The 18,650-nt window shown below is 72.0% G+C and carries 16 protein-coding genes; 8 read left to right on the top strand and 8 right to left on the bottom strand.

Annotated features, from left to right (window positions below; translation table 11 throughout):
• Nucleotides 1–19 precede the first annotated feature (19 nt).
• From VZF99_RS04090 to VZF99_RS04080, 3 genes are read right to left on the bottom strand one after another with little or no spacing between them, the layout of a single operon-like run.
• A complete protein-coding gene (locus VZF99_RS04090; RefSeq protein WP_407335758.1) occupies nucleotides 20–1,306 on the bottom strand; it encodes a 5-(carboxyamino)imidazole ribonucleotide synthase in 1,287 nt (428 codons plus the stop codon).
• A gap of 22 nt (nucleotides 1,307–1,328) precedes the next feature.
• Nucleotides 1,329–1,892, bottom strand: a complete 564-nt coding sequence (locus VZF99_RS04085; protein WP_067712239.1) for a PH domain-containing protein — start codon at nucleotides 1,890–1,892, stop codon at nucleotides 1,329–1,331.
• 3 nt (nucleotides 1,893–1,895) lie between these two features.
• The gene (locus VZF99_RS04080) at nucleotides 1,896–2,804 is read right to left on the bottom strand and encodes a biotin--[acetyl-CoA-carboxylase] ligase (protein WP_407335757.1); all 909 of its coding nucleotides are present in this window, start codon (nucleotides 2,802–2,804) and stop codon (nucleotides 1,896–1,898) included.
• Between the two features lie 77 nt (nucleotides 2,805–2,881).
• On the opposite strand from VZF99_RS04080, the gene VZF99_RS04075 reads away from it, so the two are divergent.
• The 5 genes from VZF99_RS04075 to VZF99_RS04055 all read left to right on the top strand — a co-directional run bounded on the left by VZF99_RS04075 (nucleotide 2,882) and on the right by VZF99_RS04055 (nucleotide 8,099).
• Nucleotides 2,882–4,543: an acyl-CoA carboxylase subunit beta gene (locus VZF99_RS04075; RefSeq protein ID WP_259821158.1), complete on the top strand. Its 1,662-nt coding sequence runs from the start codon at nucleotides 2,882–2,884 to the stop codon at nucleotides 4,541–4,543.
• On the top strand, nucleotides 4,540–4,788 hold the full coding sequence (locus tag VZF99_RS04070) for an acyl-CoA carboxylase subunit epsilon (protein ID WP_096905894.1): 249 nt from the start codon (nucleotides 4,540–4,542) through the stop codon (nucleotides 4,786–4,788). The genes VZF99_RS04075 and VZF99_RS04070 overlap by 4 nt, the downstream gene beginning before the upstream one ends.
• A 180-nt stretch (nucleotides 4,789–4,968) precedes the next feature.
• Nucleotides 4,969–5,400, top strand: a complete 432-nt coding sequence (locus VZF99_RS04065) for a cupin domain-containing protein (protein WP_268091743.1) — start codon at nucleotides 4,969–4,971, stop codon at nucleotides 5,398–5,400.
• Nucleotides 5,401–5,422: 22 nt separating this feature from the next.
• On the top strand, nucleotides 5,423–6,103 hold the full coding sequence (locus VZF99_RS04060; RefSeq protein ID WP_407335756.1) for a Maf family protein: 681 nt from the start codon (nucleotides 5,423–5,425) through the stop codon (nucleotides 6,101–6,103).
• A gap of 208 nt (nucleotides 6,104–6,311) precedes the next feature.
• A complete protein-coding gene (locus VZF99_RS04055) occupies nucleotides 6,312–8,099 on the top strand; it encodes an acetyl/propionyl/methylcrotonyl-CoA carboxylase subunit alpha (RefSeq protein WP_119191961.1) in 1,788 nt (595 codons plus the stop codon).
• A 252-nt stretch (nucleotides 8,100–8,351) separates the two neighbouring features.
• Here the strand turns inward: VZF99_RS04055 and VZF99_RS04050 are convergent, their stop codons facing one another.
• The gene (locus tag VZF99_RS04050) at nucleotides 8,352–10,127 is read right to left on the bottom strand and encodes a glycerol-3-phosphate dehydrogenase/oxidase (RefSeq protein ID WP_120286179.1); all 1,776 of its coding nucleotides are present in this window, start codon (nucleotides 10,125–10,127) and stop codon (nucleotides 8,352–8,354) included.
• Nucleotides 10,128–10,228: 101 nt separating this feature from the next.
• Between VZF99_RS04050 and glpK the strand changes: the two genes are divergently transcribed.
• Complete coding sequence (glpK, locus tag VZF99_RS04045) at nucleotides 10,229–11,788, top strand: glycerol kinase GlpK (protein ID WP_407335755.1); 1,560 nt, start codon at nucleotides 10,229–10,231, stop codon at nucleotides 11,786–11,788.
• 57 nt (nucleotides 11,789–11,845) lie between these two features.
• On the opposite strand, the gene VZF99_RS04040 is transcribed toward glpK, so the two are convergent.
• The 4 genes from VZF99_RS04040 to VZF99_RS04025 all read right to left on the bottom strand — a co-directional run bounded on the left by VZF99_RS04040 (nucleotide 11,846) and on the right by VZF99_RS04025 (nucleotide 17,125).
• A complete protein-coding gene (locus tag VZF99_RS04040; RefSeq protein WP_366220879.1) occupies nucleotides 11,846–12,952 on the bottom strand; it encodes an ABC transporter ATP-binding protein in 1,107 nt (368 codons plus the stop codon).
• On the bottom strand, nucleotides 12,949–14,496 hold the full coding sequence (locus VZF99_RS04035; protein ID WP_407335754.1) for an ABC transporter permease: 1,548 nt from the start codon (nucleotides 14,494–14,496) through the stop codon (nucleotides 12,949–12,951). The genes VZF99_RS04040 and VZF99_RS04035 overlap by 4 nt, the downstream gene beginning before the upstream one ends.
• A 64-nt stretch (nucleotides 14,497–14,560) precedes the next feature.
• Nucleotides 14,561–15,580: an iron ABC transporter substrate-binding protein gene (locus VZF99_RS04030; protein ID WP_407335752.1), complete on the bottom strand. Its 1,020-nt coding sequence runs from the start codon at nucleotides 15,578–15,580 to the stop codon at nucleotides 14,561–14,563.
• Between the two features lie 138 nt (nucleotides 15,581–15,718).
• Nucleotides 15,719–17,125, bottom strand: coding sequence for an NAD(P)H-quinone dehydrogenase (locus VZF99_RS04025; protein WP_067712206.1), 1,407 nt, complete (start codon nucleotides 17,123–17,125; stop codon nucleotides 15,719–15,721).
• A 150-nt stretch (nucleotides 17,126–17,275) separates the two neighbouring features.
• On the opposite strand from VZF99_RS04025, the gene VZF99_RS04020 reads away from it, so the two are divergent.
• Together VZF99_RS04020 and VZF99_RS04015 are read left to right on the top strand one after the other, a co-directional pair.
• Entirely contained in the window at nucleotides 17,276–17,809 is a 534-nt protein-coding gene (locus VZF99_RS04020; RefSeq protein WP_067712430.1) for a gamma-glutamylcyclotransferase family protein, read from the top strand.
• A 5-nt stretch (nucleotides 17,810–17,814) separates the two neighbouring features.
• Nucleotides 17,815–18,648, top strand: a complete 834-nt coding sequence (locus VZF99_RS04015; RefSeq protein WP_407335751.1) for a purine-nucleoside phosphorylase — start codon at nucleotides 17,815–17,817, stop codon at nucleotides 18,646–18,648.
• Nucleotides 18,649–18,650: the final 2 nt, after the last annotated feature.

Here is an 18,650-nt window from a genome sequence, read left to right as displayed (position 1 = left end):
CAGCGTTCCGGTGGTGCACTCAGCGTTCGAAGTCCCCGACGGCAGCCCCCGTGTGGGGGTCCCAGCCGTCGGCCCACTGCGCGTGGGAGAGCCAGTGGGCCGCGAGTTCCGCGACCGCGCGGACGGAGGCCACCTGGTCCGCGTCGTCCGGGTCGACGCCCGGGTCGGCCAGGACGTTGACGTGCCCGATCTTGCGGCCGTGCCGCTCGGACTTGCCGTAGAGGTGCACCTTCGCATGCGGGAACCGGGCGGCGAGGTGGTGGACGCGCTCGTCCATGCTCATCTCCGGCGTCTCGGGAGCGCCGAGGACGTTGGACATCACGGTGAGGGGCGCGGTCGGGACGGTGGAGCCGAGCGGGTAGTCGAGTACGGCCCGCAGGTGCTGCTCGAACTGGCTGGTGGTGGCCCCGTCCATCGTCCAGTGGCCGGAGTTGTGGGGACGCATCGCGAGCTCGTTGACGAGCACTCCCGGGCGACCGTCCGAGCCGATCACCTCGAACAGTTCCACGGCCATCACGCCGGTCACGTCGAGGTGCTCGGCCAGTCGCAATGCGGTGGCCTGCACGGCCGAACGCAGGTCGTCGGGCAGCCCGGGGGCGGGCGCGATCGCCACCGAGCAGATCCCGTCACGCTGGACGGTCTCGACGACCGGCCACACCGCGCCCTGCCCGAACGGGGACCGGGCCACCATCGCGGACAGCTCCCGGGTCCACGGGACGCGGGCCTCGGCCATCATCGGCACCCCGGCGGCGAGCTGCTCGTCGGCGATCCGCTCTGCCTCCTCCAGCGAGCCCGGCATCCACACGCCCCGACCGTCGTACCCGCCCCGCGCGGCCTTGAGGACGATGTTCCCGTCCTGTTCCGCGTGGAAACGCCGGACGTCGTCGAGCGAGTCCACGCCGGTGAACGGCGGGACCGGGGCGCCGATCTCCGCCAACGCCCGCCGCATGACCAGCTTGTCCTGGGCGTGGATGAGCGCGGACGCGCGGGGACGAACCGCGACCCCGGCGGATTCCAGCTCGAGCAGGATCTGCGGGGGCACGTGCTCGTGGTCGAAGGTCATGACGTCGGCGCCCTCCGCGGCGGCGCGGACGGCGTCGGGATCATCGTGCGCGCCGATCACCACATCCGGCGTGACCTGGGCGGCCGGGTCCTGCGGGTCGGCGGCGAGCACGCGGAGCGTCTGGCCGAGGGCGACGGCCGCCTGGTGGGTCATGCGGGCGAGTTGTCCCCCGCCGATCATCGCCACGACGGGCGTGCCGAGGGGATTGCGGCGGATGCGCGAGTCGTCGTTCACGTCGCCCATCGTCTCACGTGGGGCGGGGTGGTCACCGCCGCCCCGGGAGCCCCCAGCGGAACCGTGGCGCCGCGGCGACCGGAGCGGGCGGGGGCGGGGGTGGCAGCCGCATGAGCTCGTCGTAGACGGCGGCGTGGACGCGGGCGACCTCCGGGACGTGGTCGATCTCCACCGGCGGCAGGTGACCGAGCTCGAGGATCAGGCATCCCGTGCCCAGGGCGCGGTCGGTGAGGGTGTGGCGGAACCTGACGGCGCTGATCCTGCGCAGCGGCACGTCCACGCACCGCCGCGCGGACCCGGCCGGCCGGTAGAGCACCCTCTCGTCGGTGACCACGAGGTCGGTCCGTGCCCACCGGGTCAGGGGCCAGAGGCCGAACCGGAGGACGACCAGGGCGTACAGCACCGCGACCATGGCCCAGGTCGCCGTACGGTCCCCGGCGTGGACCACCTGAACCTCGATGAAGCCGCCGGCGATCCCCGCGAGGCCGGCCCCGACCACCGTGACCAGGGCCGGGCGGACGAGGGCGCGCCAGTGTGGGTGGGTGTGGACGATGAGCGTCTCCCCCGGCGCGAGGACCGATCGGATGAAACCCACGGCTCAGCCGCCCCACCGACCGCCGGCGCCACGGACGTGGGTGACGTCGCCGGCGGCGACGGCGAACTCACCGTCGGGGTCGACGACGACGAGGCGGCCGTCGCGGTCGACCCTGTCCGCGCGCCCGGTCCGCACGACGTCCCCGGGTAGTTCGACCCTCACCTCGGCGCCGACGGTGGAGCAGGCCTCGGTGTAGGTCGTCATGAGCAGGTCCGAGACGGTCGATCCGCTCCCGTGCTCGCACTCACGCCACTGGCGATGGCGCAGAGCCAGCGCCTCCAGGACGGCGCGGGCCACGCCGTCCCGGTCACCGGACCCGCCGGCCAGCGCCAGCGAGGTGGCGTGGGGCACCGGCAACTGCTCGCGGGTGAGTGAGACGTTGATGCCGACCCCCACCACCACGGCCGGCAGCCGGACGGGGAAGTCCCCGCCGCCCGGCACGGTGGTCATCTCGGCGAGGATGCCGGCGATCTTGCGCCCGTCCACCAGGACGTCGTTGGGCCATTTGAGCGTCGCGTCCACGCCACCGGCCTCGCGCAGCCCGTCCCTCACCGCGAGGCCGGTGACGAGGGGCAGCCATCCGAAGAGGGTCGGCGAGATCGCCCCCGGGCGCAACAGGACGCTCACGGCGACCTGCGTGCGCGGCGGGGCGGTCCACACGCGACCGAGGCGACCGCGCCCGGACGCCTGGTGCTCGGCCAGCAACACGCTGCGGTCCGGCGCACCCCCGGCCGCGCGGGAGATCAACTCGGCGTTCGTCGAACCGATGTCGTCGACGACGTCGAGAGACGAGTACGGCGCGTCCGGGCCCTCCACCAGAGCGCGACGGAGCACGTCGGCGTCCAACCTGGGCGGGGTCTCGGTACCTGGATCTGCGTGCACGACCCCCAGCGTATGTGGCCGCTCGGACATCGGTCGGGGTCGCCGCCGGGGGATGTACGCCGGGTCACGTCGCCACGGAGGCGGGTCACTGGTTAGAGTCTTGCAACATGACGACTGCCTCAGAACCGGACGTGAACTCGGCTCTGTCTAACGACGTACCGACGGCATCCGCGACCCCCGACATCCACACGACCGCCGGGAAGCTGTCCGAGCTGCGTCGGCGCCTCGACGAGGCCCGGGCCCCGATGGGGCAGGCCGCGGTGGACAAAACCCACGACAAGGGCCTGATGACGGCCCGCGAGCGCATCGAGAACCTTCTCGACCCGGGCTCGTTCGTCGAGATCGACGCCCTGGCCCGCCACCGGGCCACGACGTTCGGTCTCGCCGAGCGCCGGCCGCTGGGCGACGGTGTCATCACCGGCTACGGCACGATCGACGGCCGGAGCGTCTGCGTCTTCTCGCAGGACGCCACCGTCTTCGGCGGGTCGCTGGGCGAGGTCTACGGCGAGAAGATCGTCAAGGTCATGGATCTGGCCCTCAAGACCGGCCGTCCGATGATCGGCATCAACCACGGCGCCGGCGCCCGGATCCAGGAGGGCGTCGTCTCGCTCGGCCTGTACGGCGAGATCTTCCACCGCAACGTGCTCTCCTCGGGTGTCATCCCGCAGGTCTCCCTGATCATGGGCCCGTCGGCCGGCGGCCACGTCTACTCCCCCGCCCTCACCGACTTCACCGTGATGGTCGACAAGACGTCGCAGATGTTCGTGACGGGCCCCGACGTCATCAAGACCGTCACCGGCGAGGAGGTCTCGCAGGAGGAACTCGGCGGCGCCACCACGCACATGACCAAGTCGGGCGTGTCCCACTACACCGCCAGTGACGAGCAGGACGCCCTGGACTTCGTCAAGGACCTGCTCTCCTACCTCCCGAGCAACAACCGTGCCGAGGCCCCGCGGTTCCCGTTCCCCATCGCCGAGGGTGCGATCGAGGACAACCTCACGCTCGAGGACCACGATCTCGACACGATCATCCCCGACTCCTCCAACAGCCCGTACGACATGCACGAGGTCATCTCGCACATCGTCGACGACGGCGAGTTCCTGGAGATCCAGGGCCAGTACGCGATGAACGTCATCGTCGGCTACGGCCGCATCGAGGGCCGCAGCGTGGGCGTGGTGGCCAACCAGCCCACCCAGTTCGCCGGCTGCCTGGACATCAAGGCCTCCGAGAAGGCCGCGCGCTTCGTCCGCACCTGCGACGCGTTCAACATCCCCATCCTCACGCTGGTCGACGTCCCGGGCTTCCTGCCCGGGACCGGCCAGGAGTTCGACGGGATCATCCGCCGCGGCGCCAAGCTGCTCTACGCCTACGGCGAGGCCACCGTCGGCAAGGTCACCGTCATCACCCGCAAGGCCTACGGTGGCGCATACGACGTCATGGGGTCCAAGCACATGGGTGCCGACATCAACCTCGCGTGGCCGACCGCCGAGATCGCCGTCATGGGCGCCTCGGGAGCCGTCGGCTTCGTCTACCGCGACCAGCTCAAGCAGGCCGCGGCCAACGGCGAGGACGTCGACGCCCTCCGGCTCAAGCTCCAGGCCGAGTACGAGGACACCCTCGTCAACCCGTACGTCGCCGCCGAGCGTGGCTACGTCGACGCGGTCATCCCGCCCTCGCACACCCGTCTGCAGGTCGCCCAGGCACTGCGACTGCTCGACCGCAAGGTCGTCGAGGTGCCGGCCAAGAAGCACGGGAACATCCCGCTGTGACCGGCGAGCAGCAGCAGGACCCCGCCGGGCAGCCGGAGAAGCCGTTCTTCGAGATCGTGGGCGGCAACCCCACTCCAACGGAGGTGGGCATCCTGTCCGCGGTCTTCGCGACCGCGCAGGGGAACGCCGCCCACGCGAGTGAGCACGATACCGGCGTCCGGGATGACTGGGGATCCTACGAGGACCGCCTGCGTCCGCCGTTCGGATACAGCCCGAGCTCGTTCCTCAACCGCCGCCAGTACTGAGCGCAGAGGACGGGCCGCACCACGAGCCGCCCCCGTCCCCGTCCCCCGCGTGTGCCGATGCACACTCCGGAGTACGGGCACGGGGGCGGCTGCGTCGGATCAGGGCCGGTGTGCCGGACAAGTAGGGTGGTGGGACCGCCGCCGGACCGGTCGGCGGGCAGTTCTCGAGGAGGATCGTCGATGTCCGAGGAAGCCACCTCCGACGGGCGGGACGCCGGGGCATCCGGCGGTCCCACCCGCGACCCCGCGGCCGAGGATCGCGATCACGGCCGCCGCGCCGGCACCGACGAGGGCACCGCCACGCACCACACCGACGTCATCGGGAGGGCGGCGCCGTCCGCCACCCGCCCCGGGGCCACGGTCGTCCACCGGGACGAGACCGCCAAGATCGTCGCGTTCGAGTTCGACGAGGGCCAGGAGATGCCCGACCACGCCGCGTTCCACCCCATCCTGATCCAGCTGCTGCGGGGACGCGTGGAGTTCGGCCTGCCGGACCGCACACTCGAACTGCGTACCGGCGAGATCCTCCACCTCACCGCCAAGCTCCGTCACCGGGTCCGGGCACTCGAACCCACCACGCTGACCATCACGATGCTGCTGCCGCGGTCCTGACCCGGTGGCTACGCTGAGGCCCATGATCGCGCTCGTCCTCGCCTCCGCCTCCCCGTCCCGACTGCGGATCCTCGAGCAGGCGGGGGTGGACCCGCTCATCCGCCACCCTCAGGTCGACGAGGACGCCCTGCAGGCCGCCCTGCCGCCGGGGACCCCGCACGTGCGGGTCGTGGAGGAACTGGCCCGCGCCAAGGCGGAGGACGTCCTGCAGCGCGAGGGCGAGTCTCTCGCGACCGAGGCGAGGTCGGCCGGCGCCGACACACTCGTGGTGGTCGGGTGCGACTCGATGCTGTTGGTCGACGGCCACCTCGAGGGCAAACCCCACACCTACGAGCGCGCCATGGAGCGCTGGCGGAGGATGCGCGGGCGTCACGGGGTGCTGCTCACCGGCCACGCGCTGATCGTGGCCGATCTCACCGGCGACGACCCCCTCGCCGTCACCTACTCCGAGACCGACACGTCCGACACCACGGTGCACTTCGGCGCACCTTCCGACGCCGACCTCGACGTGTACCTGCGCACCGGCGAGCCGCTCGAGTGCGCCGGCGCGTTCACGATCGAGTCACTCGGCGGCTGGTTCATCGACCGGATCGAGGGCGACCCGTCGAGCGTGATCGGGCTCAGCCTGCCTCTGCTGAGACGACTCCTCGAGGGTGCCGGAATCAACGCCCACCGCGTCTGGCGACCCGAGCTCCGGACGTGAATCCACCCGGGTTTCCCCACCCGGGGACGTGACGGCCACAACAACCTCGCAGGTCAGGCCGCCCGACGCCTCGCGGGCCCGCCCCCGCGGGCCAGCCCTTGGACCCCCAACACCACACATGAGGGGGGCCTCTCATTAGACTGCGGAAGAACTCGGTGGGCCCCACGGCCGATCGACAGTAGAGACGTTTACCTCCAGGAGGCCCTGAGTGCCCAGTCATGCCAGCTCTCACATCACCAAGGTCCTCGTCGCCAACCGCGGCGAGATCGCCGTCCGTGTGATCCGTGCGGCGAAGGACGCCGGCCTGGCCAGCGTGGCCGTATACGCCGAGCCCGACGCCGACGCACTGTTCGTCAAGCTGGCCGACGAGGCCTTCGCTCTCGGAGGAACCACCTCTGCGGAGTCGTACCTGGTCTTCGACAAGATCCTCGACGCCGCCGCCAAGTCCGGCGCCGACGCCATCCACCCCGGCTACGGCTTCCTCTCCGAGAACGCCGACTTCGCGCAGGCCGTTATCGACGCCGGCCTGATCTGGATCGGCCCCCCGCCGCAGGCCATCCGGGACCTCGGCGACAAGGTCACCGCCCGCCACATCGCCGAGCGGGCCAACGCCCCGATGGCCGCCGGTACCAAGGACCCCGTCGCGGGAGCCGACGAGGTCGTGAAGTTCGCCGAGCAGTACGGCCTGCCCATCGCGATCAAGGCCGCCTTCGGTGGTGGCGGTCGCGGCATGAAGGTCGCCCACAGGATGGAGGAGGTCGCCGAGCTCTTCGAGTCGGCCACCCGTGAGGCCGTCGCCGCGTTCGGCCGCGGCGAGTGCTTCGTCGAGCAGTACCTCGACAAGGCCCGCCACGTCGAGGCCCAGGTCCTCGCCGACCAGCACGGCAACGTCATCGTCGCCGGCACCCGCGACTGCACCCTGCAGCGCCGCTTCCAGAAGCTCGTCGAGGAGGCCCCCGCGCCGTTCCTCACCGATGACCAGCGCAAGCGGATCCACGACTCCGCCAAGGCCATCTGCAAGGAGGCCGGCTACTACGGCGCCGGCACCGTCGAGTACATGGTCCAGGGCGACACGATCTCCTTCCTCGAGGTCAACACCCGCCTCCAGGTGGAGCACCCGGTCACCGAGGAGACCGCGGGCATCGACCTCGTCCTGCAGCAGTTCAAGATCGCCGAGGGCGAGGTGCTCGAGTTCACCGAGGACCCCGCCCCGCGTGGCCACGCCTTCGAGTTCCGCATCAACGGCGAGGACGCGGGTCGCGGCTTCCTGCCCGCCCCCGGCACGATCACCGGTTACCACGAGCCCACCGGCCCCGGAGTGCGCATGGACTCGGGCGTCGAGCAGGGTGACACCATCGGCGGCCAGTTCGACTCCATGCTCGCCAAGCTGATCGTGTGGGGCGAGGACCGCGACCAGGCGCTCGCCCGCTCGGCCCGCGCCCTGGCCGAGTACAAGGTCGAGGGCATGGCCACGGTCCTGCCGTTCCACCAGCACATCGTCACCAACCCGGCGTATGTCGGCGACGGCAAGAGCTTCGACATCTACACCAAGTGGATCGAGGAGGAGTGGGACAACCCGATCGAGCCGTGGTCGCCCACCGGTGCGCCGGCCGACGACGACGAGCCCGTCGAGCGCAAGAAGGTCGTCGTCGAGGTGGACGGACGTCGCGTCGAGGTCTCCCTGCCCGGTGACCTGGCCTTCGGCGGCTCCCATGCCGGCGGCACGGTCCGCCGCAAGGCCAAGTCCCGCACCCGTGGTGGCGCCGCCGGTGCGGCCGCGTCCGGGGACGCCGTGTCGGCTCCGATGCAGGGCACCGTCGTGAAGGTCGCCGTCGAGGAGGGCCAGGAGGTCTCCGCCGGCGACCTGGTGGCCGTGCTCGAGGCCATGAAGATGGAGAACCCGGTCACCGCGCACAAGGACGGCGTCATCACCGACCTCGCCGTCGACGCCGGTGCCGCCGTCACCCAGGGAACGGTCCTCTGCGAGATCAAGTGACCTCGTGACATGGTGGGCGTTCTCGCGCCCACCACGTGCCGAATTCCTGGCGCATCTGCGTCGAACACCAATCCGCCCCTCGGATCTCGATCTCCGCCCCGGCCCCCGGGAGCGAGTCGAGATCCGAGGGGCGGATTCGTCGTCAGGCAGTCCGGACGCGGCCGAGACACCCGACCGGCCTGCGCGGACGCGGCCGAGACACCCGGCCGGGCCACCCGGCCGACGCCGCCGGCCCGCCCGTACGGGGCCGGGTCAGCCGGTCGAGCTGTCGACCACGGGCTGGGCGCTGGCGGGATCGAAGGTCGCGTCCGCGAGGAACTCCCGGACCTCGGGCACACGCCGGAGGAATCCGTCCGCCTCGTCGTCGGACTCCGCCACCTGGCTCGCCTCCTCGGCGGCGACCCGCCGCTCGAACAGCTCCACCTCCCTGGCGATGCGGTCGTCGTCCCAGCCGAGAACGCCCGCCATCAACTCGGCGACCTCGCGAGCGCAGTCGACGCCACCGTGCTGGTACTCCATGGAGATCCGGGTGCGGCGCACGAGGACGTCCTCGAGGTGCAGGGCGGCCTCCGCGAGGGCGGCGTGCACGATCTCTACACGCAGGTAGCGCTCGGCTCCCCGGACGGGATCGAGGAGGTCGGGCCGGTCGGCGGCGAGCTCGAGGACGTATTCGGCGAGCGTCCCGTACCGCCCGAGCAGGTGCTGCATCTGGTCGTCGCGGATCTCGTACTGGTCGGCGATCCGGTCGGCGCGGTTGACCATCCCGGGGTAACCGTCGGCGCCCAGCAGCGGGATCCGCTCTGTCGTCGACGGCGGCACCTCGGCGGCCCGCTCCCCCAGTTCCGCCACGGCGGCGTCCACCGCGTCGGCGGCCATCACGCGGTAGGTCGTGTACTTGCCGCCCGCCACGACCACCGCGCCGGGGGCCACGGTCATCACGGCGTGTTCGCGGGAGAGCTTGGCGGTGGAGTCGGCGCCGCCGGAGAGCAGCGGGCGCAGGCCTGCGTACACGCCGCGGACGTCCTCGCGCCGGATCGGGGTGGTGAGCACCGAGTTGACGTGGCCGAGGATGTAGTCGATGTCCGCGCCGGTGGCCGCCGGGTGGGCCAGGTCGAGTTGCCAGTCGGTGTCGGTGGTGCCGATGATCCAGTACTCGCCCCACGGGATGACGAACAGCACGGATTTCTCGGTGCGCAGGATGAGCGCGGCCTCGGAGTCCACCTTGTCGCGGTCCACCACGATGTGCACGCCCTTGGACGCCCGCACGGTGAAGCCGCCCTCCTCGCCGAGCATCTTCTGCAGCTGGTCGGTCCACACGCCGGCCGCGTTGAGCACGGCCCCGGCCCGGACGTCGGTCTCGCGACCGGTCTCGGCGTCACGCACCCGCACACCGGTGACCCGGTCGCCGTCCCGCAAGTAGCCGATCACCTGGGTGGAGTTGGCCACGACAGCCCCGTGGTGAGCGGCGGTGCGCGCCAGGGTGAGGGTGTGGCGGGCGTCGTCGACGAGGGTGTCCCAGTACCGGATGCCGCCCACGACGGCGTCCTCGCGCAGTCCCGGGGCCACCCGGCGCGCTCCCGCGCGGCTGTAGTGCTTCTGCGGCGGGACGCTCTTGGAGCCGCCCATCACGTCGTAGAGCACGAATCCCGCGGCCATGTAGGGGCGTTCCCAGAACCGACGGGTGAGCGGGAAGAGGAACTTCAGCGGCGTGACCAGGTGCGGGGCCAGGCGCGTCATGCTGAGTTCGCGCTCGTGGAGGGCTTCGGCCACCAGGCCGAAATCGAGCTGCTCGAGGTAGCGCAACCCGCCGTGGAACATCTTCGAACTGCGGGAGGACGTGCCGGCGGCGAAGTCGCGGGCCTCGACGAGCGCCACGTTCAGCCCCCTGGTGGCCGCGTCGAGCGCGCTGCCGGTGCCCACCACACCCCCACCGACGATCACGATGTCGAAGGTGTCCTCCGACAGTCTGCGCCAGGCCTCGGCGCGGCGGTCGGGGCCGAGGACGGATCGGGACCTGGTCGTGGGCATGGGCGCTCCCTCCGGGGCCGTGCGTGGGTTCCGGCCCGTCGCCGACGACTCTACGCGCGAGGCGGACGTGTCCACGCGAACGCGGACGTAGTCTTGTCCGTGTGACTCGCAGCTCCTACATCCTCGCGATCGACCAGGGCACCACCTCGACACGGGCGATCCTCTTCGACGACCGGGGCATGCCGGTGCCCGCGGCGACTGCGCAGGTCGAGCACCGGCAGATCCTGCCGAGGGCGGGCTGGGTCGAGCACGACCCGCTGGAGATCTGGCAGAACGTCCGCGCCGCCATGGCCCAGGTCGCGAGCAGCGTGGACCTCGAACCGGCGGCGGTGACCGCCATCGGCATCACCAACCAGCGCGAGACGGTGGTGGTGTGGGACCGGGAGACCGGCGATCCGGTCTACAACGCGATCGTGTGGCAGGACACCCGAACCTCCGGCATCTGCGCACGACTGTCCGAGGCCCACCCGGACGGCGACGACCGGTTCCGCGCCGCCACCGGCCTGCCCCTGTCGACGTACTTCGCCGGCCCCAAGATCCGGTGGATCCTCGAGCACCTGGACGAGCGGGGCGAACGCGGGACCGAGCGGGCCGAGGCCGGGGAACTGCTGGCGGGGACCATCGACTCGTGGTTGGTGTGGAACCTCACGGGTGGGCGCCGGGGTGGCGACGACGGCGAGGCGGCACTCCACGTCACGGATGTCACCAACGCGTCGCGGACCCTGCTCATGGATCTGCGGTCCCTGGAGTGGGGTGACGAGCTGTGCCGTGAGGTCGGCGTCCCCCGGGCGATGCTGCCGCGGATCGTCCCCTCCTCCGGGGTGCTGGGGCACGTGACGACGCGGCGGATGTTCGGCGGTACGCCCATCGCCGGGATCCTCGGCGACCAGCAGGCCGCGATGTTCGGGCAGACCTGCTTCGAGCCGGGCGAGGCCAAGAACACCTACGGCACGGGCGCGTTCCTGCTGCTCAACACGGGCACGACGCCGCAGTTCAGCGAGAACGGTCTGCTCACCACCGTGTGCTACCAACTGGGCGATGCGGATCCCGTGTACGCCCTGGAGGGCTCGGTGGCGGTTGCCGGGTCGCTGGTGCAGTGGCTGCGCGACAACCTCGGGGTGATCTCCACCGCCGACGAGACCGAGGACCTCGCGACGTCATTGGAGGACAACGGCGACTGCTACCTGGTGCCGGCGTTCTCCGGGCTGCTCGCCCCGCGGTGGCGGCCGGACGCCCGCGGCGTGATGGTGGGCCTGACCCGCTTCCACACCCGGGCGCACCTGGCGCGGGCCGCGCTCGAGGCCACGGCCTTCCAGAGTCGCGAGATGGCCGCCGCGATGGTCGCCGACGCCGGGGAGTCCGCCGATTCGCTGCGGGTGGACGGTGGGATGGTGGTCAACGACTTCCTCATGCAGTTCCAGGCCGACATCCTCGGGGTGGACGTGATCCGGCCGGAGGTCACCGAGACCACCGCACTGGGTGCCGCGTTCGCCGCCGGGCTGGCGGTGGGTCAGTGGGACTCCCCCGACCGGCTCCGTGAGCTGTGGAGGGAGGACTGCCGCTGGACGCCGCAGATGCCCGAGGAGGAACGTCAGCGGTTGATCAACCGGTGGGACGAGGCGGTCGAGCGGACGCTGGGCTGGGCGGACGTCGAGGGCTGACCCGGCGGCGACCGGTGCGATGGGCACGCTCGGTCGGCGGGTGCGGTCGACGGGGTGTCAGACGGCGTGGAAGACCGCCGGCCGCAGCGGACGCACGGCCAGTCGGGAGCCCGTCCCGACGCGCTGACCCGTGGGTACCGGTACGGCGCAGATCTGGTCGGTGCCGTCGAATCGCATTCGCACCAGGGTCCGGGCACCCCCGAACTCGACGGCGGTGCACACGGCGTGACCCCGGATCTCCTCGTCGTCGTACCCGTCGTCGTACCGGGCCTCGTGCCCGGCGGCCCCGACACCGCGCACCTCCAGGCTCTCGGGGCGCCACAGGACGGTCCCCCGTCCCTCGGCAGGCGAGTCCAGCGGCACGGTGCCGAGGACCGTCTCCGCGGTCGCGCCGGTCGCGGTGGCCGGCAGGGCGACGGTCTCGCCGGAGAGGTCGGCGACCCCGCGGCTGACCGGATGGTGGTAAAGCCGCTCGGGGGTGTCGACCTGGGCGAGCTCGCCGTCGATGAGGACCGCGACGCGGTCAGCCGTCGCCATCGCCTCGGAACGGTCATGCGTGACGAGGATGGAGGTGGCCCCGGCCTCGGCGAGCAACGCCGCGACCTCCGCTCTTACCGCTCCGCGCAGGGCCGCGTCGAGCGCGCTGAAGGGCTCGTCGAGCAGGATCAGCCCGGCGCCGGGGGCGAGTGCCCGCGCGAGTGCCACCCGCTGCTGCTGACCGCCCGACAGTTGCGACGGCCTGTCACCCGCCCGGTCCGCCAGCCTGACCAGGTCGAGCACCTCGCGGACGCGCTCGGCACGCTCGGCGCGGCCGCGCCACCTCGCCAGGGGGCCCGGCGGCACCAGGCCGAACCCCACGTTGTGCGCCACGTCCAGGTGGGGGAACAGCGCGCCCTGCTGGGGGACCAGCCCGATCCCGCGCCGCTGGGCACTGAGCCGGTCGATGCGGCGGCCGTCCAGTAGGATCCGGCCGGACGACACCGGGTGCAGGCCCGCGATCATGCGCAGCATCGTGGTCTTCCCCGATCCGGAGGCGCCCAGGACCGCCACCGATTCTCCCGCCTCCACCCGCAGGGAGACGCCACGGACGACCGGGGAGCCGTCGTAGCCGCCCGAGACGGAGTCGAGTTCGAGTACCCCGCCGGGGCTGGGCTTCCAGGTCATGTCGCGCTCCGTTCGGTCTCGTTCGCCCGGCCCGGGGCCGCGGTCGCCGTGCCCGGGTCGCGTCGGCCGCCCGCGCCCCAGCCGAACGACCGACTCAGCACGAACGCGGGGATGACGGCCACGACGACCAGCATGGCGGCGTACGGGGCCGCCTGCGAGTAGGCCGCCACCTCGGTGTGCGACCACATCGCGGTGGCGAGCGTCTCCGTGCCCGTGGGGCGCAACAGCAGCGTGGCGGGCAGTTCCTTGGCCACGCTGAGGAACACGAGGCTCGCCCCCGCGAGGATCCCCGGCATCGCCAGTGGCGCGACCACCCGGGCGAACGTGCGCAGACGCCCGGAGCCCAGGCCGGCCGAGACGTCCTCGAGGCTCACCGGGATGGCGCTGACCGAGGAGCGCACCACTCCCACTGCGAGCGGCAGGAACAGCACCACATAGGCGAACACCAGCATCGGTGTCTGCTGGTAGAGCCCCGGCACCAGCCGGATCCCCACGAACACCACCGCGAGGCCCACCGTGATGCCCGGGAGCGCGAAACCGACCTGGGCGATGGTCTCGGTGGACCGCGCGACGATCCCGTCCGAGCGCGCCGCGAGGATCCCGATCGGCAGCGCCAGGACGATGGTGGCCAGCGCCGCCACGGCCGAGACCCCGGCGGTGGTGCCGGCGGCCTGGAACACCGGCGCCCACGAGACGTCCACGCTCGCCGCGGCGCGCACCCACCGGGCGAGGCCGGCGAGCGGGCCGAACACCCCGCCCGCGAGGATGACGGCGACGACGACGAGGGCGAGCCCCTTCAGGCGACCCAGCGCTAGCCGGGTGGGCGCCGAGTCCACCCCGGCGCCGACCCTCGCGACCTCGCCGCGTCGGGCCCGCCGCTCCCCGACCATCACGACCAGGGCCAACACGATGAGGACGCACGCCAGGACGGCCGCCGGGACGCGGTCGAACGCCGCCCGGTAGGAGTGGTAGATGCCCAGTGTGAACGCCTCGTAGCGGAGCATCGCGACCGCCCCGAAGTCGGACAGCGTGTACAGCGCCACCAGGAGTCCGCCCGCGGCGACCGCCGGTCGGATCTGTCGGAAGGTCACCCCGAACACGGCGCGGGTGGTGCCGTGCCCGAGGGTGCGCGCGACCTCCTCGAGCCCCGGGTCCACCCGCCGGAGGGCGGCGGAGGCGGGGAGGAACACGTACGGGTAGCAGGAGATGGTGAGCACCGCGACGGCCCCCGGCAACCCGAGGACCTCCGGGAAGTCGGCCACCCAGAGGTAGCCGAGGACATACGACGGCGTGGCCAGCGGAACGCACAGGAGCGCACCGATGACCGGGGCCCCCGGTAGGTCGGTGCGGACCACGAGCCACGCCATCCCCACCCCGACGATCACGCTGGCGGTGGTGACCAACACGACCAGCACGACGGTGTTGCCGAGGAGGGTCAGCGTCCGACCGGAGCCGAGCACCTCAGCGGCGGACGCCGGGCCCCGTTCGCCCGCCCGGATGACCAGGTAGACCAGCGGGATGAGCGTCGCCGCACACGCCAGCACGGCGGCCGCCCCGAGGAGGGGCCGGCCGCCGCGCAGTCGCGTCAGCAGGTCGATGTCCGGTCCGTCAGATCATGCCGACGCGGGCGAGCATGGCCTGCGTCTGCTCGAGACCGCTTAGCTGACCGAGGTCGATGTCCGGGCCGCCGAGCGTGTCCAGCGGAGGGAGGCCGGCCGCGTCCGTGGCGATCCCCGGGACCACGGGGTACTCGCTGGTCTCCTCGACGAAATACGTCTGGGCCGGCTCGGCCAGGAACGCCTCGACGACGCGGCGGGCGTCGTCGGGGCGGTCCGTGGAGGCGAGGATCGCGACGCCCGCCACGTTGACCAGCGCACCCGGATCGCCCTGCGCCATGTACTTCACGCGGGCGCGCATGTTCTCCGCACCCTTCTCCGCGGCCGAGTTGTACCAGTAGTAGTGGTTGGTCAGACCGAGTTCGACGGCGCCCGCGTCGACGGCCTGCAGGAGCGCGTTGTTGTTCTCGAAGGTCTGCGGGTCGTTGGCGAGGAAGTCCCGCAGCCACTGCTCGGCGGCCTCGTCGCCCCGGTCCACCCGCAGCGCCGTGACGAAGGACTGGAACGACGCGTTGGTGGGCGCGTAGCCCACGCGCCCCTTCCACTCGGGGGCCAGGACCGCGTCGATGGTGTCGGGCACCTCGGCCTCGTCCAGTGTCCGGGAGTCGTAGATCAGGACGCGCGCCCGCAGGCTGGTCGCGACCCAGGTGCCGTCCGCCGCGCGGTATTCCGCGGGGACGGCCTCGGTCACGGACTCGTCGAGCTGCTGCAGCAGGCCCGCGTTGTCGAGGGCACCGAGGGCCCCGGCGTCCTGTGAGAAGAACACGTCCGCGGGGCTGGCCTCCCCCTCCTCCGCGATCTGCGCCGCCATCTCCGGGGTGGAGGCGTACCGCACCTCGATGTCCACCCCGGTGGAGTCCGAGATCTGCTCGATCAGCGGGGCCACGAGGCTCTCGCTGCGACCGGAGTAGAGCACCAGTGCGTCCGATTCGTCGGAGTCCGAGGTGCAGGCCGCCAGCCCGAGTACGAGGGATCCGGCGGCGGCCAGGGCTGCAACACGACGCAGCTTCATTGTGGCTCCTTAGCGGTTCCCGACGCCGTGTCGTCGACGTCGACGGAGCTTAGCCTAACCTGAACGGCCCTTCCGGACAGTGCGCAGGGCACGCGACATCGTCTCCATCGCACCGGATGCCGGGGCGCCGGATGCCTGTCAGTCGAGGTCGTCGTGGCGCATGAGCTGGCGCGCCGCCTCGGTGATCGTGCCCGTCATCGACGGGTAGACCGAGAACGAGCCCGCGAGATCGCCCACCGTGAGCTGGTTCCGCACCGCCACCGAGATCGGCAGGATGAGCTCGGAGGCGGTGGGGGCGACGACCACGCCGCCGACCACCACGCCCGACGCCGGGCGACAGAAGAGCTTGACGAACCCGCGGCGCAGGCTGCGCATCTTGGCCCGGGGGTTGCCGGCCAGCGGCATGACCTCCACGCGCGCCGGCACCTCGCCGCTCTCGATCTGCGCGTGCGAGATGCCGACGGTGGCGATCTCCGGCCGGGTGAACACCGCCGAGGCCACGGTCTTGAGCTTGATGGGGCTGACGCCCTCGCCCAGCGCGTGGTACATCGCGATGCGCCCCTGCATGGCGGCCACGGAGGCGAGCGGGAACAAGTCGGTGCAGTCGCCGCCGGCGTAGATGCCCGGCGCGGTGGTACGCGAGACGCGGTCGACCTTGATGTGGCCGCTGCGCTGCAACTCGACACCGGCGCTCTCCAGTCCGAGGCCCTCGGTGTTGGGCACGGAACCGACGCAGATGAGGGCGTGGGACCCCTTGACCGTGCGACCGTCCCCGAGGCGGACGATGATGCCGTCCTGGAAGTGCTCGACCGCGTCGGCGCGCGCGTGCTTGACCAGCGAGACGCCCCGCTCACTGAGCGCCTCCTCCAGCACCAGGGCGGCGTCGGCGTCCTCGTGCGGCAGCACACGGTCGCGGCTGGAGACCATGGTGACCTTGACACCCATCTCCGTGAACGCCGAGACGAACTCGGCACCGGTCACACCCGATCCCACCACCACGAGGTGCGTCGGGAGCACGGTGAGGTCGTAGAGCTGACGCCAGTTGAGGATCCGCTCGCCGTCGGGCTCCGCGCCCGAGATCACGCGGGGGCTGGACCCGGTGGCCACCAGGACCACGTCGGCGTCGAAGATCTTCTCCTGGCCGTCATCGAACGTCACGGCCACCCGGTGGGAGGCCATGCCGGGCTGGGAGTCGTGCAGACGGGCCCGTCCGGACAGCAGCCGCACGCCCTCGCGCTGGAGTTGCGACCGGATGTCCGCGGACTGGGCGCGCGCCAGGGACTTGACCCGGCCGTTGACCTGACCCAGCTTGTAGGCGGTGGGATCGAAGTGCGCCTGGACGCCCATCTCCTCGGCCCGGCGCATGTCCGTGCGCACGCCGGTGGTGGCGATGAACGTCTTGGACGGCACGCAGTCACTCAGGACACAGTTGCCGCCGATGCCGTCGGAGTCGACGATCGTGACGTCCGCACCGTACTGGGCCGCGACCAGCGCGGCCTCGTAGCCGGCGGGGCCGCCGCCGATGATGATGATGCGTTGCGTCACATGTCCTCCACGGCTCACAGGGGTAAGGGCCGGGCGCCGCAGCCCGCTGTGGCGGATCGCGTCACGTCCGCCGTACACGGTAGTCGAACGCCACGATCGGGGACGCCGGGACATCTGGCCGCCACCGCCGAAGGGGCTAGGGTTGTGGGCGTGCCTCTCTACGCCGCGTACGGGACGAACATGTATCCCGATCAGATGAACACCCGCGCGCCGCACTCGCCCTTCGCGGGGACGGGTTGGCTCGAGGGCTGGCGCCTGACCTTCGCCGGGGACGACCCCACGTGGGAGGGTGCCGTCGCCACCGTCGTCGAGGACCCGGACTCCAGGGTGTTCGTGGTGCTCTACGACGTCCCCGACGAGGACGTCCGCGCCCTCGACCGCTGGGAGGGCACGGACCGGATGCCCGCCCGCAAGATCCGGGTCCGCATCACGCGCCGGCCCACCGTGCCCGACGGTCCTCCGGTCGACGCGCAGGAGTCCGAGTTCGCCGTGGACATCGCCCCGGCCGGCACCGACGACACCGTGCTCGCATGGCTGTACGTGATGGACGCCTTCGAGGGAGGTCTGCCGTCCGCGCGCTACCTCGGCCTGCTCGCGGACGCCGCCGAGTGCGCGGGGGCCCCCGAGAAGTACGTGCACGAATTGCGCACCCGCCCGTCGCGCAACGTCGGCCCCGGCGCCTGACGCGGATGGCGCCCCTGCTGACGCCCACCGACGAGGCCCGCGCGGCCGCCGCCCGGATCGCCGACCTGAGTGGCCGCGGGCACCACGACGTGGCCCTGGTCCTGGGGTCGGGCTGGTCCGAGGTCGTGACCGGACTCGCCGACCCGGGCTCCGCCGTGACCATCGCCCCCGCCGACCTCCCCGGGTTCGCCACCCCCGCGGTCGCCGGACACCGCGGGACGGTCACCAGTTGCCTGGTCGACGGGGTGCCGCTGCTGTCCGTGGCCGGGCGCACCCACCTCTACGAGGGCCGGGGTATCGGACCCGTCGTGCACCCCGCCCACGTCGCGGCCGCCGCCGGAGCGCGGGCGCTCGTGCTCACCAACGCCGCCGGCGGGCTGCGGGACGACCTCGCCGTCGGTGACCTCGTCCTCATCCGCGACCACCTCAACCTCACCGCTCGCTCGCCGCTCACCGGGCCGCTGTTCGTGGACATGGTCGACGCCTACTCCCCACGCCTGCGCGCGGCGGCCGCCGACGCGATGGCCGCGGTGGACGCGGGCCGCCCCTCCGAGGGCGTCTACGCCGCCATGCCCGGCCCCCAGTACGAGACCCCGGCCGAGATCAACATGCTCCGCACCCTCGGCGCCGACCTCGTGGGCATGTCGACGGTGCCCGAGACCATCACCGCCCGCGGGCTGGGCCTCGACGTGGTCGCGGTGTCGCTCGTGACCAACCTCGCCGCCGGCGTCACCGGGCAGCCGCTGGACCATTCGGAGGTGCTCGCCGCCGGAGCCGCCGGATCCGCCCGCCTCACCGGGGCCCTGCGCGCCCTCGTCCCCGCCGTCGCCCACTGCTGAGG

It is taken from the genome of Dietzia kunjamensis (genome assembly GCF_045689975.1).
GTDB classification, from domain to species: Bacteria; Actinomycetota; Actinomycetes; order Mycobacteriales; family Mycobacteriaceae; genus Dietzia; species Dietzia kunjamensis.
This window is presented reverse-complemented; position numbering and strand designations above follow the sequence as displayed.

What these genes read in the sequence shown, in the direction of transcription:
- VZF99_RS04050 (WP_120286179.1), bottom strand. Translation starts at nt 10,127, where the DNA reads ATGCCCACGACCAGGTCCCGATCCGTCCTCGGCCCCGACCGCCGCGCC.
- VZF99_RS04060 (WP_407335756.1), top strand. Translation starts at nt 5,423, where the DNA reads ATGATCGCGCTCGTCCTCGCCTCCGCCTCCCCGTCCCGACTGCGGATC.
- VZF99_RS04065 (WP_268091743.1), top strand. Translation starts at nt 4,969, where the DNA reads ATGTCCGAGGAAGCCACCTCCGACGGGCGGGACGCCGGGGCATCCGGC.
- VZF99_RS04080 (WP_407335757.1), bottom strand. Translation starts at nt 2,804, where the DNA reads ATGTCCGAGCGGCCACATACGCTGGGGGTCGTGCACGCAGATCCAGGT.
- VZF99_RS04075 (WP_259821158.1), top strand. Translation starts at nt 2,882, where the DNA reads ATGACGACTGCCTCAGAACCGGACGTGAACTCGGCTCTGTCTAACGAC.
- VZF99_RS04030 (WP_407335752.1), bottom strand. Translation starts at nt 15,580, where the DNA reads ATGAAGCTGCGTCGTGTTGCAGCCCTGGCCGCCGCCGGATCCCTCGTA.
- VZF99_RS04015 (WP_407335751.1), top strand. Translation starts at nt 17,815, where the DNA reads ATGGCGCCCCTGCTGACGCCCACCGACGAGGCCCGCGCGGCCGCCGCC.
- VZF99_RS04090 (WP_407335758.1), bottom strand. Translation starts at nt 1,306, where the DNA reads ATGGGCGACGTGAACGACGACTCGCGCATCCGCCGCAATCCCCTCGGC.
- VZF99_RS04040 (WP_366220879.1), bottom strand. Translation starts at nt 12,952, where the DNA reads ATGACCTGGAAGCCCAGCCCCGGCGGGGTACTCGAACTCGACTCCGTC.